At 43.1% G+C, this 25,229-nt stretch carries 20 protein-coding genes; 11 read left to right on the forward strand and 9 right to left on the reverse strand.

From position 1 onward, the window contains the following. Positions 1-141: 141 nt before the first annotated feature. A complete protein-coding gene (gene carB / locus GKS34_RS21690; protein ID WP_163387093.1) occupies positions 142-2,961 on the reverse strand; it encodes a carbamoyl-phosphate synthase large subunit in 2,820 nt (939 codons plus the stop codon). Positions 2,962-3,212: 251 nt separating this feature from the next. Here carB and GKS34_RS21695 point away from each other — a divergent pair, with 251 nt between their 5' ends. Further along, positions 3,213-3,821 carry a DUF4202 domain-containing protein gene (locus tag GKS34_RS21695; protein ID WP_163387094.1) on the forward strand — a complete coding sequence of 203 codons (609 nt, stop codon included), beginning with the start codon at positions 3,213-3,215 and terminating at the stop codon, positions 3,819-3,821. Positions 3,822-4,063: 242 nt separating this feature from the next. On the opposite strand, the gene GKS34_RS21700 is transcribed toward GKS34_RS21695, so the two are convergent. From GKS34_RS21700 to GKS34_RS21710, 3 genes are all read right to left on the reverse strand, one after another. Further along, positions 4,064-5,005 carry a sugar phosphate isomerase/epimerase family protein gene (locus GKS34_RS21700; protein WP_163387095.1) on the reverse strand — a complete coding sequence of 314 codons (942 nt, stop codon included), beginning with the start codon at positions 5,003-5,005 and terminating at the stop codon, positions 4,064-4,066. A gap of 180 nt (positions 5,006-5,185) precedes the next feature. Then, positions 5,186-5,473, reverse strand: coding sequence for a hypothetical protein (locus tag GKS34_RS21705; RefSeq protein WP_163387096.1), 288 nt, complete (start codon positions 5,471-5,473; stop codon positions 5,186-5,188). Then, on the reverse strand, positions 5,470-7,173 hold the full coding sequence (locus GKS34_RS21710; protein WP_163387097.1) for a helix-hairpin-helix domain-containing protein: 1,704 nt from the start codon (positions 7,171-7,173) through the stop codon (positions 5,470-5,472). Before GKS34_RS21710 ends, GKS34_RS21705 begins: the two co-directional genes overlap by 4 nt. Before the next feature lie 322 nt (positions 7,174-7,495). On the opposite strand from GKS34_RS21710, the gene GKS34_RS21715 reads away from it, so the two are divergent. The 6 genes from GKS34_RS21715 to GKS34_RS21740 all read left to right on the forward strand — a co-directional run bounded on the left by GKS34_RS21715 (position 7,496) and on the right by GKS34_RS21740 (position 15,459). Beyond that, positions 7,496-9,085 (forward strand): transcriptional regulator, encoded by a 1,590-nt coding sequence (locus tag GKS34_RS21715; RefSeq protein WP_240459413.1) that lies wholly within the window; start codon positions 7,496-7,498, stop codon positions 9,083-9,085. A gap of 50 nt (positions 9,086-9,135) precedes the next feature. Continuing rightward, entirely contained in the window at positions 9,136-9,684 is a 549-nt protein-coding gene (gene pyrR, locus GKS34_RS21720) for a bifunctional pyr operon transcriptional regulator/uracil phosphoribosyltransferase PyrR (protein ID WP_163387098.1), read from the forward strand. A gap of 4 nt (positions 9,685-9,688) precedes the next feature. Then, positions 9,689-10,612: an aspartate carbamoyltransferase catalytic subunit gene (locus tag GKS34_RS21725; protein WP_163387099.1), complete on the forward strand. Its 924-nt coding sequence runs from the start codon at positions 9,689-9,691 to the stop codon at positions 10,610-10,612. 90 nt (positions 10,613-10,702) lie between these two features. Next, complete coding sequence (locus tag GKS34_RS21730; RefSeq protein WP_163387100.1) at positions 10,703-12,070, forward strand: cystathionine beta-synthase; 1,368 nt, start codon at positions 10,703-10,705, stop codon at positions 12,068-12,070. 34 nt (positions 12,071-12,104) lie between these two features. Next, complete coding sequence (locus tag GKS34_RS21735; protein ID WP_163387101.1) at positions 12,105-12,764, forward strand: DUF2189 domain-containing protein; 660 nt, start codon at positions 12,105-12,107, stop codon at positions 12,762-12,764. 145 nt (positions 12,765-12,909) lie between these two features. Further along, the gene (locus GKS34_RS21740) at positions 12,910-15,459 is read left to right on the forward strand and encodes an ATP-binding protein (RefSeq protein ID WP_163387102.1); all 2,550 of its coding nucleotides are present in this window, start codon (positions 12,910-12,912) and stop codon (positions 15,457-15,459) included. Here GKS34_RS21740 and GKS34_RS21745 read toward each other — a convergent pair. Continuing rightward, positions 15,456-16,820 (reverse strand): sigma-54-dependent transcriptional regulator, encoded by a 1,365-nt coding sequence (locus GKS34_RS21745; RefSeq protein WP_163387103.1) that lies wholly within the window; start codon positions 16,818-16,820, stop codon positions 15,456-15,458. The genes GKS34_RS21740 and GKS34_RS21745 overlap by 4 nt on opposite strands. A gap of 84 nt (positions 16,821-16,904) precedes the next feature. Continuing rightward, positions 16,905-17,282 (reverse strand): hypothetical protein, encoded by a 378-nt coding sequence (locus GKS34_RS21750; RefSeq protein WP_163387104.1) that lies wholly within the window; start codon positions 17,280-17,282, stop codon positions 16,905-16,907. A 426-nt stretch (positions 17,283-17,708) separates the two neighbouring features. Between GKS34_RS21750 and murI the strand changes: the two genes are divergently transcribed. The 3 genes from murI to GKS34_RS21765 all read left to right on the forward strand — a co-directional run bounded on the left by murI (position 17,709) and on the right by GKS34_RS21765 (position 21,616). Beyond that, positions 17,709-18,524 carry a glutamate racemase gene (gene murI, locus GKS34_RS21755; RefSeq protein ID WP_163387105.1) on the forward strand — a complete coding sequence of 272 codons (816 nt, stop codon included), beginning with the start codon at positions 17,709-17,711 and terminating at the stop codon, positions 18,522-18,524. A 141-nt stretch (positions 18,525-18,665) separates the two neighbouring features. After that, positions 18,666-20,549, forward strand: a complete 1,884-nt coding sequence (locus GKS34_RS21760) for an amidophosphoribosyltransferase (protein ID WP_163387106.1) — start codon at positions 18,666-18,668, stop codon at positions 20,547-20,549. Between the two features lie 17 nt (positions 20,550-20,566). Then, positions 20,567-21,616, forward strand: coding sequence for a M42 family metallopeptidase (locus tag GKS34_RS21765; RefSeq protein WP_163387107.1), 1,050 nt, complete (start codon positions 20,567-20,569; stop codon positions 21,614-21,616). A gap of 20 nt (positions 21,617-21,636) precedes the next feature. Here GKS34_RS21765 and GKS34_RS21770 read toward each other — a convergent pair whose 3' ends face one another. Together GKS34_RS21770 and GKS34_RS21775 are read right to left on the reverse strand one after the other, a co-directional pair. After that, a complete protein-coding gene (locus GKS34_RS21770; protein WP_163387108.1) occupies positions 21,637-22,086 on the reverse strand; it encodes a hypothetical protein in 450 nt (149 codons plus the stop codon). Continuing rightward, positions 22,073-22,678 carry an acyl carrier protein phosphodiesterase gene (locus tag GKS34_RS21775; protein WP_163387109.1) on the reverse strand — a complete coding sequence of 202 codons (606 nt, stop codon included), beginning with the start codon at positions 22,676-22,678 and terminating at the stop codon, positions 22,073-22,075. Before GKS34_RS21775 ends, GKS34_RS21770 begins: the two co-directional genes overlap by 14 nt. Positions 22,679-22,753: 75 nt before the next feature. Here GKS34_RS21775 and GKS34_RS21780 point away from each other — a divergent pair, with 75 nt between their 5' ends. Continuing rightward, positions 22,754-24,688, forward strand: a complete 1,935-nt coding sequence (locus GKS34_RS21780) for an IGHMBP2 family helicase (protein WP_163387110.1) — start codon at positions 22,754-22,756, stop codon at positions 24,686-24,688. A gap of 8 nt (positions 24,689-24,696) precedes the next feature. Here the strand turns inward: GKS34_RS21780 and GKS34_RS21785 are convergent, their stop codons facing one another. Continuing rightward, positions 24,697-25,227: a DUF4924 family protein gene (locus GKS34_RS21785; protein ID WP_163387111.1), complete on the reverse strand. Its 531-nt coding sequence runs from the start codon at positions 25,225-25,227 to the stop codon at positions 24,697-24,699. Positions 25,228-25,229 lie beyond the last annotated feature (2 nt).

Here is a 25,229-nt window from a genome sequence, read left to right on the forward strand (position 1 = left end):
ATCTCCTAACGGAAATTTTCATTTCACCATTCAATATTAAATGAAAAATAATAGAAAAACCAATTCGCTTTTCTCCTGGGAGCAATTAAAAATAGCCCGGCCTCCGGGAAAGGAGGCCGGGGTTAAGAGACTATCCGACAGTTACCTGCTCAGGTAAAGGTTTCTCTCGGCATAGATTTTAAGAAAGTAATCATCCATCAGGTCATCGATAAAATAAATGGCCTCTCCCGTTGATTTCATTTCAGGCCCCAGCTCCTTATTGACATTTGGGAATTTATGAAATGAAAAGACCGGTTCCTTTATGGCATACCCTTTTTTGAAGGGGGCGAAATTGAAGTCTGTTACTTTCCTTTCCCCTAACATCACCTTGGTGGCGTAGTTAACGTAGGGTTCCCTATATGCTTTGCAGATAAACGGCACGGTACGGGATGCCCTGGGATTAGCTTCGATGACGTACACTTTATCGTTTTTAATGGCAAACTGAATATTGATCAGGCCTTTGGTTTCCAGAGCCAAAGCGATTTTTTCGGTAAAGGTTTCAATTTGCCGGATCACCAGGTCCCCGAGATTGTAGGGAGGAAGAACGGCGTAAGAGTCGCCGGAATGGATCCCAGCCGGCTCTATATGTTGCATGATACCGATGATATACACATTTTCTCCGTCGCAGATAGCGTCAGCTTCGGCCTCAATGGCTCCTTCCAGAAAATGATCGAGCAGGATTTCATTATTAGGAATGTCCCGTAGCACATTTACTACATGCTGTTCCAGTTCTTTTTCATTGATGACGATCTTCATTCCCTGGCCGCCCAGCACATAAGATGGCCTTACCAATAGGGGGAACCCTAATGTTTTGCACAGCTCCAGTGCCTCATCGGTACTGTGAATGGTGCCAAACTCGGGATAAGGAACACCGTTTTCTTTCAGTAAAGAGGAAAATTGTCCACGGTCTTCCGCCAGGTCTAGCGCTCTGAAACTGGTCCCCAAAATGGGGATATTGTATTTATCCAGCTTTTCGGCCAATTTTAGCGCCGTTTGTCCACCCAATTGCACAATTACACCAATGGGGTTTTCATGGAGAATGATCTCATAAATATGTTCCCAAAATACCGGCTCAAAGTAAAGCTTATCTGCAATGTCAAAATCAGTGGAAACGGTTTCCGGGTTGCAGTTAATCATGATTGTTTCATAACCACATTCCTTCGCTGCCAGCACGCCGTGAACGCAGGAGTAATCGAACTCGATTCCCTGACCTACCCGGTTGGGTCCTGATCCCAGGACTACCACCTTCTTCTTATCAGAAACTTCGGATTCGTTTTCTTCACCGAAACTGGAATAGAAATAGGGGGTTTGAGCTTCAAATTCGGCAGCGCAGGTGTCCACCAATTTGAATACCCGGCGAATGCCCATTTCATCCCTTCTTTTGTTGAAGACCTCACTTTCCAGGCATCCCAGTAAATGGGCTATTTGCCTGTCAGCATACCCCTTATGCTTCGCTTTTTTCATCAGTTCGGCGTCGATGGTCTGCAGGGTCTCTTTTCCGATGGTAATGTCCAAATGCACTAACTCCTCAATTTGCTTCAAAAACCATTTGTCAATTTTCGTCAGATCTTGAATAGTCCGGAAGGAAATCCCAAGTTTAAAGGCATCGTAGATGTGAAATAGCCTGTTCCAACTGGGGTTGGCCAGGCTGTATAATATTTCATCCTGATTTTTCAGTTCCTTTCCGTCAGCACCAAGCCCGTTCCTTTTGATTTCCAGTGATTGACAAGCTTTTTGAAGGGCTTCCTGAAAGTTTCGGCCGATTCCCATTACCTCCCCGACGGCTTTCATCGAAAGTCCCAGTTTTCTGTCCGATCCTTTAAATTTATCAAAATTCCATCGTGGTATTTTTACGATTACGTAGTCAATGGCAGGTTCGAAAAAGGCGGAAGTATTTCCGGTGATGGAGTTTTTTAACTCATCCAGATTGTATCCTATGGAAAGTTTGGCTGCTACTTTTGCAATGGGATATCCGGTAGCCTTGGAAGCCAGCGCAGAAGATCGGGATACCCTGGGATTGATTTCCACACCAATGATGGTTTGGTTATCCGGGCTTACCGCAAATTGTACGTTACATCCACCAGCAAAATTACCGATGCCGTTCATCATGCGGATGGCCTTGTTTCTCATTTCCTGGTAAACCGTATCCGGCAGCGTCATGGCGGGAGCCACGGTGATGGAATCTCCGGTATGTACTCCCATAGGGTCAAAGTTCTCAATAGAACAGATTACCACCATGTTGCCAATATTATCACGCAATACCTCCAGTTCGTATTCTTTCCAACCCATAATACTCTGTTCGATTAGTACCTCGTGGGTAGGGGAGGCCTGAAGGCCCGCACTAAGCGCTTTCTCAAAACTATCAGGTCCGTCTACAAATCCACCTCCGGTTCCGCCAAGGGTGTAGGAAGGTCTAATGACCAGGGGAAAACCGATTTCCTGGGCAATTTCTTTTCCCTGAAGAAAAGAAGTAGCCGTCCGCCCAATGCAAACGTCCACATTCAACTTCTCCATCAATGCCTTGAATTTCTCCCTGTTTTCGGCAGTTTCTATGGCATCTATGTCTACTCCGATCATTTTCGTCCCAAACTTTTGCCAGATTCCGGCTTTATCACAATCTATGGCAAGATTGAGCGCTGTTTGCCCGCCCATGGTCGGCAATACACAATCAATATCAGGGTGCTCCTTTAAAATTTGAACGATGGATTTTTTCTCCAACGGCAACAAATAAACATTGTCTGCTGTCACCGGATCGGTCATTATGGTGGCCGGATTGGAATTGATTAGGGTTACTTTGATTCCTTCTTCCCGGAGCGAACGCGCCGCCTGGGAGCCGGCATAATCAAATTCGCAGGCCTGACCAATGATGATGGGACCGCTACCGATGATGAGGACATGTTTGATGCTACTGTCTTTTGGCATGCTTGATGGTTTTTGAAGTACTTTACATTTGGCTAAATTGGTGCAAAATTAAACAAATTTATTAAAGATGCACGGAAAAGCCGCTATGGTTTCGTTAACTAATGTGGTTTGCTTATTGAAACAGGTTCCCAAAGTGGGCGGAAGTAGTTTTTTAGTGGCCCTAGGAATGCTTCCAACCTGCGAATTGTTGTGAACTGCTGTGAAATGCGGGGGCTTGTTTGTACATTTATTATCCCAACAACATTTAAAAAATGAGTGAAATCAGCGCATCCCGATTTAAAAACACCATCAAAGATATTGACGCGGTCAATGCACAGGACCCGAATCAGGAATTGGTAGGTGGTAAATCTTTTGCGAAAGAATTGATTTACGGGATACGCATGTCCGAGATGTTAATGGAAACGTATCCTGATGCCGAAGAATGCCTGCGAGTGGCTGCGCGTTGCCAACATATTAGCCGTTGGTCGATTCCCAGAGAAGACTTTCCTATGGACCGAAAAGGATACTTGCTTTGGCGAACCAAACTCAAGCAATTCCATGGTAAAATAGCAGGTGAAATCATGCTATCAAACGGATATTCCCAGGAGGAAATTCGCAGAGTAGACGACTATCTGAATAAAAGAAGGCTGAAAACAGACCCCGGCGTTCAGGCGCTGGAAGATGTGATCTGTCTGGTGTTTCTGAAATATTATTTTGAAGAGTTTTACCAAAAACACCAGCATGAAGAATCCAAGCTGATAGGAATTATTCAGAAAACCTGGAATAAAATGTCTGAGAAAGGCCGGCAAAAAGCCCTTACCCTGTCCCATTCCGCTGCCGCCACCAAGGTGCTTTCAAAAGCCCTGGCCGACGAAGCATAAAATTGAGCCTGCCTAAAGGATGGCAGGGAGGTATTACGAGAACGTCACACACCGGGATGAATATCAACCATGCGAGATTCTCCCGAAAAAATTCGGGACAGGCTATGTGGCCTTTGAAAAGCAAATTATAAACAGATGAAATCGAGCATGACGTACCCGTCACACATTGGGATGATTATAAGCCATGCGAGATTCCATCTGACTGCTGAAAAAAAAATATAAACAGATGAAACAATACCGGATCAAGGCATCATTTGCCGATAAGCAATTACATCTTTTTCTATAGCGGATAAAATTTCTTTTTTACCCATGGTAGGGGAAGCATCGCCGTGTTCTGCACCTCCCAGATCGTATTCTACATGGAGTATTTTAGGCAGCTTACCCGTAAACCCTTTGTGTTCCAAAAGTAGCTGGAAGTCTACTTGTCCTTTACCCAACGGTACATTGACGGGTTGGTCTTTTTTGTTTGTTGGATTACCCCAAACAAAGTCTTTGAGGTCAAAACTTCTGATTTGATCGCTAATCAGATGAAACACGTTTTCGTAAGACTGGTACCCCTCTACCTGGGAATGCCTCAAGTCAAACTGCACGCCGATGTGATCGGGATTAATACCCTCTAACAGGTGGTAAATTTCCCAGACCGACCCCCCGATTCTTTTCCCGGCGTGGTTTTGATAGTGTCCGGTCACACCATGTTTGGCATGAAGTTCTGCTAACTTCCTCATCTCCCCGTTTAGTCTTTTTAGCTCCTCTATGATATCTTTTGAGGCAAAAGAGAGGTAACCCATCCGGTAGTCTTTTATTCCTTCCCCAGCCAGGATTCGGAGAAACTCGTCCATTTGGTCCATTTGCCCTACATTCATGTCTGTAGTGAGAACAGGTCTGCTCAGCCCCAGTCTATCACTTGCTGAGACTATGGCCGGTAATTTTTTTGATAATTCATCCTTGTCAAAAAACCCGTTTTTTCTTACCGGAAGGTCTATCCCCTCAAATCCCAGGGTCTTCACGGTTTCCGGCACCTCGCTGAGAGAGAGCCATTGAAGAACTTTGGTGAACAGGTAAAACGGGCCCGGTGCCCTCATGTTGGAAATAGGCAATGAGAAAGCATTGGCATTAATTCCGGGCAAAATCAAACCAGTGCCTGCGGCTAATAGGATTTTTTTTAGAGAGGATCTTCTTTGCATGATGGGTTATTTGGCTGGAATAAATTTCAAGGTAGGATTTTGGGGGAATTACCGCAAGAATTTTTTTGTAAAAAGGCACTGCATACTTGGGTGAGCAAGTATAAATCAAAAAATCTAAAACCTGCGGTAAGTTTTTTGTTGTTCATTCCGGAGACAAAAGTCAGACTGGCCGGATTGCGATCACACTAAAACGAAAAAAAGAAAGGCGACCCCCAATACCAGAACCATTTTTTTTGCTTTTTCCTTTTGGGTGGCGTCCAGATTTCTCGCCCTCAGGACCAAAACTGCCAGGCTAATTCCTAATAACTGAAGGGCCAACCCAATCCCCGTAAAATAACTTCCGTAGGCAGTTCCGGGTAATTGCCAGGCCAGAAGTACCAAGGGCACCATACAAAAAAGAATACCAGCCAGTCCTGCTAAAAAAGAGCGGCTCAAAGATTTTTCAGCCTTGTTTGTTGATCCCATCATAACTTGTTTTTTTTGCGCTCTTGAAAGTATTGGTTCAGATCTTCAGCCGATTTGGTATTAAGGGTCATGTCTTTGGTTAAGCCACCCTTTCTTCCCACGATTACCCCGTATTTCATGTCATTGATCCCCTCATTTTCATGTGCATCCGGATTAATACTCAGGGTCACTCCCTGCTCCATCGCGTACCTGACCCAATGCCAATCTAGGTCAAGACGCCAGGGGTTGGCGTTGATCTCGATAACCACCTGATAGTGGGCACAAGCGTCGATTACTGCCCGATGATCAATCGGATACCCTTCTCTTCGAAGAAGTAATCTTCCGGTAGGGTGGCCGAGAATGGTGGTGTGAGGATTTTGAATAGCCCTTATCAATCGCTCCGTTGCCTTTTTGGAGTCCATACTTAGACCGGAATGGATGGAGGCCACGATGTAATCAAAGCTGGCCAGTACTTCTGCTGAATAATCCAGACTGCCATCTGTAAGGATGTCACTTTCTATGCCCTTAAAAATACGAAAGGGAGCGAGGGACTCGTTCAGACGGTCTATTTCTTCGTGCTGAATTCGAATCCTGTCCTCGTCCAGCCCATTGGCATAGAAGGCAGAGCGGCTATGATCGGCTATCCCCAGGTATTCGTATCCAGCCGATTTGCAATATGCTGCCAGGTCCTCCAGCTTATTCTTACCATCACTGTAGGTCGAATGGTTGTGTAGGGGGCCTTTTAAGTCCTTAAGCGTTAATAATTCGTCCAGGGAATGATCTTGAGCCCATTCCAGTTCTCCGTTTCCTTCTCGCAAGTCTGCCGGAATGTATGGCATTCCGGCACTGGTGTAGGCTTCTTCTTCCGAAGTAAAGTTTTTCCGGTAAAAATATTCCCCCAGCGTACTGGTTCCTTCTACTGGGTGTAACAAGTGGGAGGGACTGGAAGTCAGAAGAAGTTTTTTCCTGATAAATTTATCTTTTTCGGCCAAAAGCAAGATAACCTGCAGTCCCATTTCTTTCCATTCGCCCTGCCAGCGAAACGGGCTACATAGGCGGTCGTTCCGGTGAAGCTCCTCAATTTTACCGATCTTTTTGAGGGTGTCTTTTGGGTTATCTGTTCCGATTAAAAAGGTAAGATCGTCAACGATTTCAGCCATTTTACCGTAAGACCCCACAGGAGCTAAAACGTCATTCCCCAGCACCTTTTTCAATGTAGTCATTAACAAAGCTCCTTCATCATCAATGTCTGCGAACAGCCATTTACCCTTGTTGGAAGCATTAAATTCCAGTTTCTGAATAATGCTTTCCTGAGTTTTCTCACCAAATCCCTTGATTTTTGCTACCTGACCTGATTGGCATGCTTCCATCAGTTCGTGGGTTGAGGTGATTTCTAATTCTTTCCAAAGCGTTTTGATCTTCTTTGGACCCAAGCCCTTTATTTTAAGTAATTCGAGAATTCCCTGCGGTGTTTTTTCCAGTAGGCCTTCAAGAAAGGGATGCGTCCCGCTTTCCCGGATTTGGATGATGGCTTCGGCAATGCTTTTCCCAATTCCCGGTAATTCCTGCAACTGAGCTGAATCCAGTTTATCCAAGGATACACCTCCCCTTTCAATGGCGGTGATAGCCGATTGGTACCCCTTGATTTTGAAGGCGTTATCTTCATGCAATTCCATCAACTGCATGGTAAGCTGCAAGGTTTTTACGATTTCTTTGTTATTCAATGCTCGATTGGTTCAGATGGCTTCTCTACAAATGTCCACAATATTTGTTTTAAAATAAAATCAATAGTCTTAACTTAAGAGGGATTTTAATAATCCAGAGGGGAGGTGTTAGTAAGTGGAAGGTTTAATAATAAACCAGTTTCTATCCTTACCTAATTGGCTTTCTCTGGTATAACGAATCAGTTTGATCCGGCTAGAGGAAAACATCAAATTAGTGAATTCAGACGATTGGGTTTTTGTTTACCTCGGTAAATAGGTAGTTGAACCCAGAAAAAAATCACTAATCCCCGAACTTGCCGAAATGCAGAATAAACCTTCAGATATGAATACTATTTTCCTCTTTGCTTTCCTTTCTTTCCTGTCCTTGAGTACATCCACGTTGGCTCAGGTACAGTTTACCCAACGTTTGGAAGTGGAGACCGAATGGTCGGATGATGATTTCTTTGTATTGCCCAGGGAAAATGGAATGGTGGCTTTCCGGATGAAATCAGAGACCTCCTATGGGAGTAAAAATATTTTCCAATATGTGGTAGGTGACTTTCAATTACGGGCAGATTCGCCCAGGCAGATTAAACTTGACGGTTTTTATGAACTGGAAGGATTTGACCTGGATGAGGATCTTCTGTACGTTTTGTTTAATAAGGGCTCGCAATACGATTCTGAAAAAGCCATTTTCGAAATTAATTTGGAGAATCAAACGATGCAGGAATTAGAACTCAACAGTATTTTGGAAATGGAGTTGCAGGATTTTCTGGTGTTTAACAAGCATGCTGTTTTCATGGGGAAATACGACTACCGCCCGGTTATTCAAATTTTTGATATATTGAGTAAAGAGGTAATTACGGTACCGGGGCTCTTTGAAAAGGATGCGAAAATTCTACAAATGAGAAAAGACCCGGAATTAAATGTGTTTGACGTGGTCATTAGCAGCCGTGATTTTTATAAAAAGAAGATCGTATCGATAGTTACATTTGATACCAAAGGTAACAAACTCCGAGAGGTGAAAATAGACGATTTGGGAGATCCTTCTATGGAAATTGTGGAGGGATTGCTTACTTCCTCTCATCAGTACAAGCAAGCGCTGATAGGTCCCTACGGTTTAAGGAAAAAGGAAGCCTATCAGGGATTGTATTTCACCAAAATCAATGAATTTGGAGAATATGAAAACAAATTTTATACCGTTTCTGATTTTGAAAATTTTTTCAATTATTTGCCGGATAAGGCCAGGGAACGCAAACTAAGGAGAGTAGAAAGAAACTTGAATCGAGGGAAACAAATACCCATACGGAACGTGGTAGTTACCCGGGAAATTAATGCCTCGGACGGGTATTATCTGGTATACAATGACCATTTTATTTCCTCTTCTTCCAGGTACATTCCCAGAGATGGCATGTACGCCAGTAATTTTTACCGTTTAAATCCCATGATGGGAGGATATGGTGGATTATACAATCCTCTTTGGATCGATCCTCGATTTAGAAGCAGTCAGGTGAGTAACCAGTACAAATACCTTGCGGCTCAGTTTATATTATTTGATGAGGAGGGGAATATCATATGGGACAATACCCTTAATCTGGATAATGACAGCAAAACCAGGCCGGTTAAGTATGGTGAAATCAGTTTTAATGGGCGAAACCTGTTTTATATGTATTTGGATGAGGAGATGTTGATGTTAAGCCAGATAAAAGATGGTGAGGTTGTGATTGAAAATGAACCCTTTGAGTTGGAATTGATCGATGAAAATGAACGCATTGCCGATACCAAAGAGAGTACCCTGCAGTTGCTCTGGTGGTATGACGATTATTATTTACTAAGTGGTAAGCAAAGGATCCGTTATCAGGGAGAAGATGGGCAAGCAAAGAGCAGGGAAGTAAATTTTTTTACTAAAATTAAAGTGGATGATTTCATTTAAGGCGGGCATGCTCAAGCAAATAATTCCTATATTTGCTCCAAATTTCAATCATGCAAAAAAGACTCGTTCTTGACCAAACCCAGCTATCCATTACCATCAGTAGGTTTTGTCATCAATTGATAGAAAACCATGATGATTTTGAAAACACAGTGCTTCTGGGGCTTCAGCCGAGGGGAGCATTAGTGTTGGACAGAATCATACAGCGCATGCAGGAAATCCAACAGGTATCTCTGAAATTTGGTTACCTGGACGCGACTTTTCACAGGGATGACTTCAGGAGAAGGGATCTTCCATTGAAAGCTAACGAGACGAAGATCGATTTTTTAATAGAGAATAAGAAAGTAATCTTGGTAGACGATGTACTCTACAAGGGAAGATCCGTCAGAGCAGCCATGGACGCCATGATTGCCTTTGGGCGACCTCAGAAAGTAGAATTGATGGTTTTGATTGACAGGAAATATACACGGGATTTTCCCATTAAGCCCGATTATTATGGAAGGCAGGTAAATACACTTGAAAGCCAATATGTGAGTGTCGAGTGGCAGTCTCAGGGGTATCCTGAAGATGCCATTTGGATCACTGAAAAGGAACAAAAATAGCCCTATGCAGCAGCTCAGTACCAGACATTTACTAGGGATTAAAAATCTCAGCGAGGAGGATATTCAGTTGATTTTTGAAACGGCAGATAGTTTTAAAGAAGTGTTGAACCGACCTATCAAAAAAGTACCCTCACTTCGGGACATCACTATCGCCAATGTTTTTTTTGAAAATTCTACGCGTACAAAGCTATCTTTTGAACTGGCCGAAAAAAGGCTTTCTGCCGATGTGGTAAATTTTGCTTCCGGGAGTAGTTCGGTGAAAAAAGGAGAAACCCTCATTGATACCGTGAATAATATTCTGGCTATGAAAGTAGACATGGTGGTCATGCGGCACTCCAGTCCAGGGGCTCCCCATTTCTTGTCCAGGCATATTCGGGCGAATATTGTGAATGCAGGAGACGGTACACACGAGCACCCAACACAGGCTTTGTTGGATGCCTTTTCTATCCGGGAAAAATTGGGAGATGTGGCCGGAAAAAAAGTAGCTATTATCGGTGATGTTCTTCATTCCAGAGTAGCTTTGTCCAATATTTTCTGTTTGCAAAAGCTCGGGGCAGAAGTGATGGTTTGCGGCCCTGCAACCCTGCTACCGAAATACATTCGGGATCTTGGCGTTCAGGTAGAGCAGGAAGTTTTTAAAGCCCTTCAGTGGTGTGATGTGGCCAATGTTCTAAGAATTCAGTTGGAAAGACAACAAATAAAATATTTCCCTTCCTTACGAGAGTATTCGCTGTACTACGGAGTCAACAAGAAACTCCTGAATCGGCTTAACAAAGAAATAGTCATCATGCATCCCGGACCTATCAACAGGGGAGTGGAACTGAATTCCGACGTAGCAGACTCAGACCATTCCATTATCCTCCAACAGGTTGAAAATGGAGTAGCGATAAGAATGGCGGTGCTGTATCTTTTGGCAGGTCTAAAATAGCTGGTTTCATCAAATACTTATCCATTAATTACCTTTGAGCCCATATGGCTGGCTCTTTTTTATTAAATTGCTCCTAAAAAATAGAAGTGTATGATTTATAACTCCATCATAGATACTATCGGAAATACCCCCTTGATCCGTCTGAATAAACTCAATAAGGGAATAGCAGGGGAGATATTGGTAAAAGTGGAATATTTTAATCCCGGGAATTCGATGAAAGACCGGATGGCGATAAAAATGGTGGAAGATGCAGAAAAGGAAGGTATTCTGAAACCCGGGGGAACCATCATTGAAGGAACAAGTGGAAATACGGGGATGGGGCTGGCATTGGCAGGCATAGCCAAAGGATACAAATGCATTTTCACCATGGCTGATAAGCAATCCAAGGAAAAAATTGATATTTTAAGGGCAGTTGGCGCAGAGGTGATTGTTTGTCCGACCAATGTAGCTCCGGACGATCCGAGATCCTACTATGCTGTTGCCAGGAAATTGAATGAGGACATTCCCAATTCCTTTTATCCCAACCAGTACGATAACCTTTCTAACTGGAGGGCCCATTACGAAACCACCGGTCCGGAAATTTGGAAAGATACGGAAGGAAGTATCACCCATTTCGTGGCTGGAGTGGGAACGGGTGGTTCCATGTCGGGATCTTCCAAATTCCTTAAAGAACAAAACAAGGAAATGGTTTCTATTGGAATTGATACCTACGGTTCGGTTTTTAAGAAATACAAAGAGACAGGGGAGTTTGACGAAAATGAAGTTTATCCATATCTAACCGAAGGGATTGGAGAAGATATACTGCCCAAAAACGTTGATTTTTCAGTTATTGATCAATTTATTAAAGTTACAGATAAGGATGCTGCTGTAATGACCCGGCGGCTTTCCAGAGAGGAGGGCTTGTTTGTGGGCTGGTCCTGCGGATCAGCCGTTCATGGAGCCTTAGAATATGCCAAAGAGAACCTCAAAAAGGGGGATGTAATGGTGATATTGCTTCCGGATCACGGAACGCGGTATTTGGGGAAAGTCTATAATGATGACTGGATGAGGAATCATGGGTTTTTGGAGGATAAAGCCTACGGGACTGCCAGAGATATCGTGGCTGCCAGAAATGAGGCCTATCAGCTGGTGGTAGTCCGGAAAGAGGATAAAATCAGGGATGCGATTGCTCTTATGAACGAAAAAAGTGTTTCTCAGATTCCGGTAATGGAGGATGGGCAGGTAATAGGAAGCCTGACAGATAATAAATTACTCTTAAAAATTATTGAAAATCCGGAGATCAAGGATGCCTCGGTGGAACAAGTGATGGAAGATTCCATGCATTTTGTAGCCTTGGATAGCACGCTGGACGTGCTCTCTTCCATGGTGGAAAAGGAAAAGGCCGTACTGGTTAGGGATGAGGCTCACCGGGTACATATCATTACGAAACACGATATACTTGAAGCAATCACGAGATAATACCACACTAAATACCGAAGTAGGATAAAAAAAAATGGACAAAAACCACCTGGAATCAATCATCGCAAAACCTTACGAATTTGACATAAAAGAAGCTTTCATTCAGGGTTGGGAAACCTTTAAAAAAGTAAAAGTCTATTCCATCTTGTTTACTTTGCTTATTCTATCCCTTCAGTTTTTCTTCATGGTATATGCCAGTGATTTTTTATTCGTTTTTTCCTTATTTCTAGCCGGACCTCTTTTTGCGGGATTTTATTTGGTGGCGAATAAAGTTAGTTTGAATGAACCGGTGCTTTATCCGGATTTTTTCAAAGGCTTTGGGTATTATATTCCGGTAATTTTGGTCTGGATCGTTGGTCAATTTTTGACGGTGTTGGGCATATTCGCCCTTTTGGTACCTGGAGTTTACCTGATGGTAGCTTACATGTTTGGGGTATTGATCAGTATTTTTGCGGGAATGGACTTCTGGAATTCCTTGGAATACAGTAGAAAAATAATCCACAAGCAATGGACGAAATTTTTTGTTTTTGGATTGATTTTGGCAATTGGAAATATCGCTGGAGCATTTCTTTTTGGCATAGGATTAGTGGTGACGGTGCCGGTAACCTATTACGCCATTTACCATGTGTTTGAGTCTATCACGCAACAATCGGTTTCTGAGGAAGTAACGGAAGAAAACCTGATTTCTCCATAATAGGAATTAATCGGAAAAATGGAGAGAGCGTATAAAAACAACTTCATTTTCAACCTGTTAAATACAAAATTCAGCATTTTATGGTTACATTTAAGCCCTTCTGTACGACAAAGGTCATTGGTGCTTCGTTTAAATAGCCATGTCTATGAGATTTAATACAAGAATTAAAGTAATTTCCGGGTTTTTTCTGGTCTCTTTCCTGATAGTGGGAGCCGGGGTGATTACCTTTTACAGTGTTGACCAACTACTCGAATCAGTAGAATCCCTTTCTGAACCCAATCAAAAACTAAGAAACTTAAATAAATTACTGGCGGATATTTATCAATTGGATAAATCCAGAAGTGTTATTTCGGAGGAAGATTCCAGTGAAAATGTTAATTATTACCGTCAAATTCAACAGGAAATACGAAAATTGGAAGCCATGGTGGCCGATTCTGCCGAAATGAATCAGGTAAAGCGAATCGACTACAGCGTTAACGAACTCATGGTGGTTTACAAAGGGTTGGAGGATGTGAAAAACAACCTTTACAACCGGAATTTCAGTAAAGAAGCCTTGAATAACATCGAAAGAAAAATAAAGAGAAAAGAAGAGTTAAGCAGACTGCAGAGCCTTGGAAAAATCCGGATAGGTATTAATCCAGGTTCCGGGTTGAATTCCGCTGCTGCGGAAGAAAAATCGGAAAATATAGAGAAAGAGGGGATCTCTAGTGAGTCATTGGCGGCGGGTGGCAAACAGGACATGGAAAAAATACTGGCCATGTTACGTTTGAATTTGAATAGGGTAAACCCAGAAAATGCACAACCCCTTTTCGGATCGGATTCCATTATCTATACAATACGTCAGATGGTTCTCGATATCAATAATGAAGAACAGTTTCTGCGATCTAGACTAAGAGAACTGGAACAGGATCTCAATGAAAAAAACAGGGCACTTATAATCAATATTCAAGATATCATTACCTCATTACAAAACGAGGCATTGCTCAAGTCTAAAGCAGAAAATGAATCGGCATACGAACTTACCTATAACTTCTCCTTCCTTTTAGGTGTATTAATTGTAGTAGGAGTGATCGGCTCATCCGGATTTATTTTTAGCATTGTAGGGGAGATTAAGAAATCGGAAACCTATCAGGAGAAATTGACAGAGGCAAAAAAACGGTCGGATAATCTAGCCAGAACGAAACAGGATTTTTTGGCCAGCATGAGTCATGAAATACGGAATCCGTTGCATGTTATTCAGGGATACAATGACGCCATGTCCAAAACCTCGCTGGATCAACAGCAACAGGAGTATGTAAAAATGATTCATTTTGCTTCCGGAACTCTTTTGGGGATTGTCAATGATATTTTAGATTTTTCCAAACTCGAAGCGGGCAAAATTAAAATTGAAAAGGGAATCATTGAACCCCAACCTTTTTTTAAAAACTTACATTCCTTTTTTCGTCAAAAAGCATTAGAAAAAGGCCTAACACTGGACTTTTCCATTTTATTGCCAAAAGGAAAGATTTTTCTGGGCGATGAATTAAGACTCAACCAGGTCATGACGAACCTTCTGTCAAATGCCGTAAAATTTACGGAGAAAGGGAAGGTGCAGGTTCGTGTATCTTGTGATAAAAAAGGAAACCTGATAGTAGAAGTGAACGATACGGGCTTGGGTATGTCCCCTGAATTGCAACGAAACCTGTTTAGGGAGTTTAATCAAGGGGATGGAAGTATTTCGAGAAAATACGGGGGTACCGGCCTGGGCCTGGCAATAGCAAAAAAACTAGTAGATTTACAGGGAGGAAAAATTAAGGTAGTCAGTGAGCCAAACGTTGGAAGTCGTTTCATTGTTTTTCTTCCCACCACTTTACTGGATAAAAAAGAAGAGTCAGAGGTTCCGAAAATCCGGCTGGAACGAATCGAAGGACTCCGGGTTTTGTTGGTAGACGACGATCCTTTGGGTCTCCAATTAGCGGGTCTGTTGTTGAAGGAACTGGGGGCTGAAGTAATTTCTTTCCTTGGTGGAATAGAGTTCGAAAAGAACTTTAAGGAAGAAGATTTTGACCTGGCATTAGTAGATATTCAAATGCCTGAAATAGATGGTTATCAGGTATTGGCTAACCTTAAAAGTCGTGAAAGATACAGGCAAACGCCGATTTTGGCGATAACTGCAAATGTCTTTGCCAGAGAAAAAGAAGACTTGTTGAAAGAAGGATTTGATCGGATTATACTCAAGCCTTTTACGGAGAGAGAGCTGATCGAAAAAATAACGGCCAGCCTCCGACCTGCCACCAAAAAAGCTACCCTACCCGTTACAGAACCCATTCCTTCTCCTACGAATGGGCTGAAGGTGGTAGGTGATGAAACAAAAAGCTACGACCTTTCTGAAATCAAAAAGTTTTGTATGGGCGACGAGGAATTATTTAAAGATATCCTGGAAGGCTTTTACACTCAAACGGGATTAGACCTCATTCGGATTAACAAGGCATCGGATGAAAAGGACTATCAGAAAGTACAGGCGATTGCCCATCAGCTCTCTAGTAGACTGGGGCAACTAAAATTTAAAGAAAGAGGGGTAGCGAAAACCATTGAGTCCAAGCTTAAATTGGGGTTAACCGATGGGATTCAGGAATTGGTATGGGAACTGACAGAAAAAATTAACGCGCTACTTGAGGACCTGGCTGAGCGGTTCGGATATGCAATGGCCGATTAGTCTAGTCCATATTTTTCGAGCTTGTTATATAGGGTTTTCCGATCCATATTCAACACTTTAGCCGCTTTGGATTTGTTGAATTTCGTCTCTTCCAGGGTTTTTAAAATCAATGATTTTTCCTGTTCTTCGAACGATGACTTTAAATCACTGGCAGAATGAATGTCCATGGCAGGAAAAGGCTCACTTTCCAACAATTCAGAAGGGATAACGTCAGGATGAACCAATCCCTCCCCGGTTAATAGAACAGCTCTTCGAATTATATTTTTTAGCTCCCGGAGATTTCCTGGCCAGTGGTATTCCATGAATATTTTTTCTACCTCAGGACTAAATCCGGTCACGTTTTTTTCAAGACTGTCATTGCTTTTTTCCAGAAAAAGCATGGCGAAAAAATGAAGGTCTTCTTTTCTTTCCCGCAAGGGCTGTGCTCTAAGACTGAATTCGTTTAGGCGATGAAAAAGGTCTTCTCGAAACTGTCCTGATTTAGCTAATTCCTGTAAATCTTCATTCGTGGCTGCAATTATTCGGACGTCTATGGGAATATCACTATTTCCACCAATTTTCCTGATTTGCCTTTCCTGAATGGCGCGCAAGAGTTTGATTTGGATTTCGTAGCTGAGGTTTCCTATTTCATCCAGGAAAATGGTACCTCCATTGGCACTTTCAAAATGACCTGTTTTGTGATCGATGGCTCCGGTAAAGGCACCTTTCACGTGTCCAAATAATTCACTGCCGGCAAGTTCTTTTGATAAGGCACCACAATCTACTGCTACAAAAGGCCCATTTGACCGTTTTGATTTTTGGTGTATCCTTTTGGAAATGTATTCTTTGCCTGTCCCGCTTTCTCCTAAAACAATAATGCTTAAGTCTGTCGGAGCAACCAATTCAATGTGCTTTTCAATCTGCAATGCCTGGCTACTTTGACCCACTTGGTAGGACAAATCAACTGACTCTGAGCGGGGAGGACTTGATTTGGTCTGTGAAGTAATGGCGGGTTTCCGGGGATCCTTTTTTAGGGCCTGCTTTACTGTAAGCAGCAATTCATCGGGGTTGATAGGTTTGGTAATGTATTCAAATGCACCCATCTTCATGGATTTTACGGCTGTCCGGATATCCGAATAGTTAGTGATCAGTATTACAGGCGTAGTTGGGAAATGTTGAGTTACTTGATCCAATACCTCCATTCCGGTACCATCAGGTAGCCGATAGTCAGTGATGACCAGGTTGGGTTTTGTTTTTTCTAAAGACTGCAAACCCTCAGTTACTTTTGTACTACACGAAACCTCGTACCCATTCTTTTCCAAAAAGTTTTTAATAATTTTTGAATAGGTAAGATCGTCTTCTATCAGAAGTATTTTTGCCATATGTTTCCATCCAGGTATCGTTAAATATAAAATAAAAGCACCGATTTTGCAATCAGTGCTTTTTGGTAAACGTTGGCTTAGCTGTTATTCGTATGCATGTAGTTGATTGATTACGCCGCCATCTTTATTGTACATCACCAGGATATTGAAATTATCGCTATCCAGGAAACAAACATCGTAATAATCACTATTTTTCTTCGAAATCTTTTTGACTGCTGTAATCTGTAACTTATTGATAAGGCTGTCGTTTCTAATCACATCCCGAACAGACGACGGAAGGTCACCAACAGAAATGGACGCCGTATCAGCTTGTATGAGTGCGTATACGTCTTCTGTAACGTACTGGTTGTCCCCGATTCGTCTAAAATTTTCATTTAGTTGCGCTTTCATGGAAATTAAGCCAATAAGGATTAATCCCGCAAATGCCAACCATATACCCCATATGGTTAAATTCCTATTCATAGCTGGTTTTCTTCTTTCCCTGGTTAATACACGAATTGTGCCATTTCAAATTTCGACAGGGGCTCCGTAAAAAATCGCACGCAGCTGGGTAGAAAATACCCATAATGGTGAAATTCGTTGACTATTGTGGCTAAAAAAATCTTTTGTATATTTGTTCAAGTTTAATATAGTTTAACCTCTTCGCTTGCAGATCCCCGGGTGCGTGAACCCGGGGATTTATTTTCTGACAGGATGATTTTTTAAGCCTGAAAGACGGGGCTGTTTTTTTACAAGAAGTCGGGAAACCCCTTCACTAATTCTGGTGATTTTCAAAAAATCTGTTAGATTAAGAAAGCCAGGATAGCAGAAGCGGGCAGAAAGCAAGGATTTTGGTTTTATAAGTACATTTAGTTTTAGAAACGTGTTTGAATTTTATAAGCTGAGTTGATGGGGATAAAGGCACAGGCACCGATAGGAATTTTTGATAGTGGAATTGGCGGATTAACGGTGGCCAAAGAGGTAAAAAAATTGTTGCCCGATGAGCAAATCATTTATTTTGGTGACACCGCCCATTTGCCCTATGGAGATAAAAGCACCGCTGCTATTCAGGCCTATTCAATAAAAATTGCGGATGTTCTTATGCAACAAAACTGCAAGTTGATATTGATCGCCTGTAATTCTGCCTCAGCAGCGGCCTACGAATTGGTAAAGGCCTACGTGGCCTCCAAAGCCCATGTGTTTAATGTCATAGATCCGGTAGTCGATTACCTAAGGGAAAACCATGCCGGCCAGAAAGTAGGGCTGATTGGGACGAAACAAACCGTCGGATCCGGGGTGTACCTGCAAAAAATCAATACGCTCAATGCGGGAATACAGCTTAAGTCACTCGCAACCCCCTTGCTGGCACCTATGATCGAAGAGGGGTTTCACCTAAAAAATATCAGCAACGAAATTGTAGCATCTTATCTTTCACAACCAATCCTGGCGGATATTCAGGCATTGGTACTTGGATGCACCCATTATCCATTGATAAAAAAGCAAATTATGGATTTCTATGGAGGAAATGTAGATCTCATCGATGCTTCCGAAACGGTGGCGCAATCCGTTGCCTCTTTTTTGGGGTACCATCAGCTTCTGGCGAAAAAAGGTTATGGGAATGAAGATCGGTTTTTGGTATCCGATTACACAGTGTCATTTGAGGAAACCACCAAATTATTCTTTGGTAAACAAATCCGATTGCAGAAATATCCTTTATGGGAATGAGTTTTACCAAAGGGTACCGTTTTAGGCCGGCAATCGGTTTACAGGCTTTTTTAATTTTATTAGTTAGGTTTGGTGGGGTTCAGGATTTTATTCCTAAAAAAAGGATTAACTTTGTGCCTTCATTCACCCTGCCATTAGACTATGAGTGACGAGATCAAACATGAATGTGGGATTGCGCTGATCCGGCTGAGGAAACCATTACAGTATTACATTGACAAGTACAAAACCCCTTTTTACGCTGCAAACAGGCTGTATGTACTGATGCAGAAGCAGATCAACAGGGGTCAGGATGGTGCGGGTTTGGCGAATATTAAGATCAATACCCGGCCCGGAACCCGATACATCAGCCGGTACCGTTCGGTGGAATCTGAAGCAGTTACCAAGATTTTTCAAAAAATCAACAAGAAATATAAAAAGGCTAAAAAGGCGGGAAATGAAGCCGATCTGATGGATGCCAGCTGGATAAAAGAAAATACCGCTTTTTCAGGAGAGGTCTGGCTGGGACATCTCCGCTACGGCACCCATGGTCAAAACAGCATTGAAACCTGCCACCCCTTTCTAAAGCAAAATAACTGGCGAAGCCGGAATTTGGTGATGGCCGGGAATTTTAACATGACCAATGTGGAGGAATTGTTTGACAACCTGGTGAAGTTGGGGCAACACCCTAAAGAAAAAACGGATACGGTCACTGTAATGGAAAAAATTGGCCATTTTTTGGATGAAGAAAACCAGCGAATTTTTGATAAATACAAAGGGCAGTTTTCCAACCGGGAAATCACGGAGGTAATTGAACAGGAATTGGATGTGGCCAGGATATTGAGAAGAAGTTGCCGGGACTTTGACGGAGGGTATGCCATGGCAGGCCTGATAGGTAATGGAGCTGGATTTGTCGTCAGAGATCCAAGTGGCATTCGTCCCGCTTACTATTATGCCGACGATGAGATCATTGTGGTGGCTTCCGAAAAACCTCCTATCAAAACAGCCTTTAATATTGATTACAAACAGATTAAGGAGATCCAACCTGGCAACGCTTTGATTTTTAACAAGGATGGCTCTTATGCGGAGCACGAAATAATCCCCCCAAGGGAGAAAAAAAGTTGCAGCTTCGAGCGGATCTATTTTTCCAGGGGCACCGATCCGGATATATATAGGGAGCGAAAAAACCTGGGCCGGGCACTGGTACCCCAAATCCTCAAAGCCATCGATTTTGATTTAAAGAACACCGTATTTTCTTACATACCCAATACCGCAGAAACGGCCTATTATGGCATGATTGAGGGTCTGGAGGATTACCTGAGTGCTAAAAGACGCGAGATTCTTATTGAAGGAAAACCTCATCTGGAAGACCTGGAGGACCTTTTGAATTTCAGGCCGAGGGTGGAAAAGCTAGTGAGCAAAGATGTTAAATTGAGAACATTTATAACCAACGATTCCGATCGGGATGTGATGGTTTCCAATGTGTACGATACGACCTATGAAGTCATCCGCTCAGGGGTGGACACGATCGTTGTGATTGATGACAGCATTGTCAGGGGCACGACTATTGAAAAAAGTATCCTGACCACGTTGGATAAGCTAAAGCCTAAGCGCATCATTATTGTTTCCTCAGCTCCCCAAATCCGGTTTCCGGATTGCTATGGCATTGACATGTCCAGAATGAAAGACTTTATCGCCTTCCGGGCGGCAGTTGCCCTGTTAAAAGAACGCGGTATGGACAGTACATTGGATCGCGTATATGAAAAGTGCACCACTGATCCGGATGAGCAAGTGAATTTTGTAAAGGAAATATACGATCCCTTTACGGATCAGGAGATTTCTGATAAAATTGCCCAGATTATTACTTCAGAAAGCATTGAGGCGGAGGTTCATGTGATCTACCAAACCGTGCAAAATCTACACCTTTCTTGTCCTGCCCATACTGGTGATTGGTATTTTACAGGTGATTTTCCGACAGAAGGAGGCATGCGCGTAGTCAATAAGGCCTTCGTCAACTACATGGAGGGAAAAGTCATCAGGGCCTATTAACTGAAAAATCAGATTCAATGATCAACGTAAATTTACTAAAACAAATTTGTGAGTTACCAGGTGCGCCTGGTTTTGAAAAAAGAATCAGGGATTTTGTCTTTCAGCATGCCAAAGGTTTGGTAGATGAAATCGATATCGACAACCTGGGAAATGTAATTGCTATCAAAAGGGGTAAAAGAAATCCTGATAATAAAAGGGTAATGGTTGCCGCTCATATGGATGAAATTGGATTCATCGTCACCCATATAGATGAAAATGGCTTTTTGAGATTTCATCCATTGGGAGGCTTCGATCCTAAAACCTTAACCGCCCAACGGGTAATCATACACGGGAAAAAAGACCTGATCGGGGTGATGGGTAGCAAGCCCATCCATGTGATGACCCAGGAAGAGAAAACCAAGCTACCCAAGCTTACCGACTATTTCATCGATCTGGGAATGGAAAAATCGGAAGTAGAGCAATGGGTGCAGGTAGGCGATCCCATCACGCGTGAACGCGAATTGGTAGAAATGGGGAATTGTGTGAACTGCAAATCCATAGACAACCGTATTGCCGTTTTCATTTTACTCGAAACCTTGCGGGAACTGGAAACTCCCGCCTTTGATGTGTATGCTACCTTTACCGTTCAGGAAGAGGTAGGGCTACGTGGAGCTCAGGTGTCGGCTCATCAAATAGATCCTGATTTTGGAATTGCCCTGGATACTACCATTGCTTTTGACCTTCCCGGAGCGGACGCCCATGAGAAAATCACGGAATTGGGCAAGGGTACCGCCATTAAAATCATGGATTCATCTGCTATTTGTGATTACCGTATGGTGAACTTTATGAAAGAAACGGCTTCCAAAAACAACATTACCTATCAGACGGAGATACTTACCGCAGGAGGCACGGATACGGCAGGAGTGCAGCGAATGGGCAAACAGGGGGCCATCGCAGGAGCGATTTCCATTCCTACCCGCCATTTGCATCAGGTCATAGAAATGGCTAACAAAGCCGATGTGGCCGCGAGTATTCAGCTACTTAAGGCATGTCTGGAGGGAATGGACACCTTTGACTGGAAACCATAGGTCGAGAATGGTTTTGGAATTTAATTTTTGACCCGTTTTTTGGCTACTTTTCGGGCTAAATATTTTTTGAGATCGTCGTATCCATGGTGTTCGTGGTTACTGATAGTAAAGGAGTATTTGTCCGAAAACACCAAAATCAATTGCCTAAAAACGCGTTGATTGGCTTTTACTTCTTCCTCCTGCCAGGCGAGGATTTCTTCCAGTGAGTAGGTTTTTCGCCATCCCTTGAGCGGCATCCACAGGGAAATCCGGTCCTTTCCTGCGGCCAGAAATTTATAACTTGCCATCATTTTCACCAGCAATAGGAGTATCACCACTGTTATAATGGAAGTGCCCGCCAAATAAAACAGAAGTGGAAACTCCCGACTCCTGTAAAAATCGTTTAGCAAATAGGCCAGTCCTGCAATCAATGCAAGAACGATCAGACTTAGGCTTAGGTAGGTATTTCTTTTGGGCTTACAAGTTACCATTGTTTTGTTCTATTTGGTCCAACTTTTCTTTTGAAAATAGAATCAAATCCTGGAAAAAGTGTTTGAAGTTATCTTCAAAAAAATCGTAGTGCCGTTCGAGAAACTCAGGGGCCTTCTCCATCCCAGATTCAAAAGAAGTCCGATAGGAAAGTCCGGTAAAGGAACGTTGCAATCCCTCCATATTTCCGTAAGCTTCCAACCAATTTTCTCTTCGCATGTATTTAAAAGGATGTAGAAACCTTTTAGGTAAGATGGGCTTGTGGGAGGCGATCACCTGGTACACCCACTGGGTGTATTCTTTTATACTTTTGTCATTATAAGCGCTCCAGTTTTTTGACAGAAAGTGATCGTAGTACATATCCGTTATCACCAGGGAATATCGGTGAAATTCAGGCTTCAACAACTCCTGGGCTTGTTTTACAAGGGGATGACTGTCGGTATAGGAATCGATTTCCCGGTGTAGAAGAATCCCAATAACAATTTCTTTTTCAAATTGCTTATTTAATTCCCCCCTGACAAAATCTCCGATAAAATTGCCCACCAGGACCTTCGGCCGTTCAAATGATAAATATGCATGAGCAAGAAAATTCACCGTGTCTTCAACTGTTAATTTCTGGTAAATAGAAATGTTTTCCTTAATCTTGGGCTCTCACCTGGAAAAATTCAAATGACAAATATAAAGGAAGAATTAGCATATACTACTAAACTTTTACTGCAAGAATGGCAGGAAGATCGGGATCAATTCCGAAACCTTACGTATCGAAAGTCCATTAAAGATAAAGTAATGGCCGGAATGTGTTGGTATCCAGTAGATTTAGTCAAAGTAAAATGGGCATTTTCAGATCAGTTGGTAGTCGAGATTTCTACCACAGAAATTTCTGAAGGTCATGGTTTCCAGTCGGGTAAATCTATTTGCTTCTTTTCAAATTCAGGTGAAAACGACCTTCGGTCGGAATACGTGAACGGAGTGATCAATTATGTGAAGCAAAATCGGATGACGGTTAGTCTTCATACGGGACATTTACCCGATTGGATTAACGATGGAAAACTTGGTGTTGAGTTGTTGTTTGATGAAACTTCGTATAAAGTGATGGAAAAGGCCATTAAAAAGGTCATGCAGGCAGAAAATAACCGACTTGCACACCTGCGGGATATTTTATTAGGCAATGGGAAACCGGCTTTTTCGGATATTCCAGGGAAAACGGATGAAACCCTAAACATAAGTCAAAATGAAGCGCTGGACCTAATATTCCGCGCCCAAGATATGGCCGTCGTGCATGGACCTCCGGGCACAGGAAAGACTACCAGTCTGGTTAGGGCCGTAGTAGCTGCGGTTACGTCCACTCCCCAGGTCATGGTTTGTGCCCCCAGCAATACCGCCGTGGACCTATTGGTAGAAAAACTAACGGAGGCAGGGCTGAATGTGCTCCGATTAGGACATCCTTCTCGCGTGGAAGAAAACCTGATACAGCAAACGGTGGATGCAAAAGTGCTGGCTCACCCCTCCTTTAAAGACTACAAAAAGCTTAAAAAATCCGGTGAAGAATTTAAAAGAAATGCCCAAAAGTTTAAGAGGAGCTTCGGCTCAGCCGAAAGGGAAAAAAGAAGTCTTCAACAGAAGGAGGCGCGTCGCTGTTTTGACGAAGCCAGACTGCTTTATGACTACATGGTGCAGTCCGTGCTGGATTCATCTCAAGTGATCGCTTGCACGCTGGTAGGTTCTGCCGGCTCCATATTAAAAGGAAGGCAGTTCCCGGTGGTGTTTTTGGATGAGGCGGCGCAGGCGTTGGAACCCGCTTCCTGGATTCCCTTATTACAGGCCGATAAAGTGGTCATGGCAGGAGATCATTGCCAGCTACCTCCCACCATCAAGTCCCGGAAAGCTGCGGAAGGATTGCAACACACTCTTTTTGAAAAAGCCATTTCCAGGCAGCCAGGCGCATCCAGTATGCTATCTATCCAATACCGCATGCCGCAGAAAATCATGGCTTTTCCCAATGAGCTGTTCTATGGGGGAGCATTAGCTGCTGCTCCCAATACTTCTTTTCATTACTTGAGTGCATCCGAACCGGTAATGGAATTTATCGATACCGCCGGAAGCGGATTTTTGGAACACCAGGATCGGGAAACAGTAAGTATCGCCAATAAAGAAGAAGCCCTGATGGCACTTCGGCTGCTCCAGTCCCTGATCCGGAGAATCGGTTGGATGCAAGATGAAAACCAGGCCTGGCAGGTCGGCCTTATTGCCCCCTATCGTGCCCAGGTCCGTTTGATTAGGCAGTATTTGGATGAAAGCGAGGAATGGCTATTTTTAAAACAAAAGATGGAGAACATCTCCATTAATACCGTGGATGGCTTTCAGGGACAGGAAAAAGACATTATCCTGATCAGCCTTACCCGATCCAATCCGCAGGGAGAAATTGGTTTCTTAAGCGATACCCGTAGAATGAATGTGGCACTCACCCGGGCTAAGCGAAAACTCATCGTAATTGGAGATAGCGCAACCATCGGCTGTCATCCATTTTACCAGGCCTTCCTGGATCACGTGCAGGTAAACGACTGCTACCACAGTGTGTACGAGTACTGGGATGGCGGGCAGTAAGCCTGGTATCAGCCCGGTTTGGAAGTTCTAAACCGCGCATCCAGGTAGGAAAGCACTTCCCCAAACCGAGCTGCGGCATCTTCAATGGATTCGGGGGCTTTTTTACCGTTTAATTTGCTCAACAACAATCCGTAGAGGGTGTGTATAAAAATCTGAATTTCGTGTCCTGGATTTTCATCGTTTAGGTCGGAAAGCAACGTGAGTAGGTGAGGCTGGGCTTTGCGGTGGAGGGCCAGGTAGTCCGGGTCCGTTTTGAGTAATTTCCAGTGGAATTTTGCCAGCCGATCGACCAGGGCCTGCACTTCGGGTAAGTGACCTTTTTCTTCAACCCCGGCATGTTTCATGGATTCCGCCAAATCGGCCAGCCAGGCTTTGCTTTCGACCCGGTCATGCTGGCTAACGTTTTTGTGCGCCAATACATACTGCTCCAGATCTTCCATGTTAAATTGATACGCACGGATAAGGTCCTCCATGCGGTACAGGTACAGGATGTATTCGACAAGGTGCTCTTTTTTCTTTTTTTCTGCGATGGATTTCATGG

Source organism: Cyclobacterium jeungdonense (assembly GCF_010994275.1).
Lineage (GTDB): Bacteria > Bacteroidota > Bacteroidia > Cytophagales > Cyclobacteriaceae > Cyclobacterium > Cyclobacterium jeungdonense.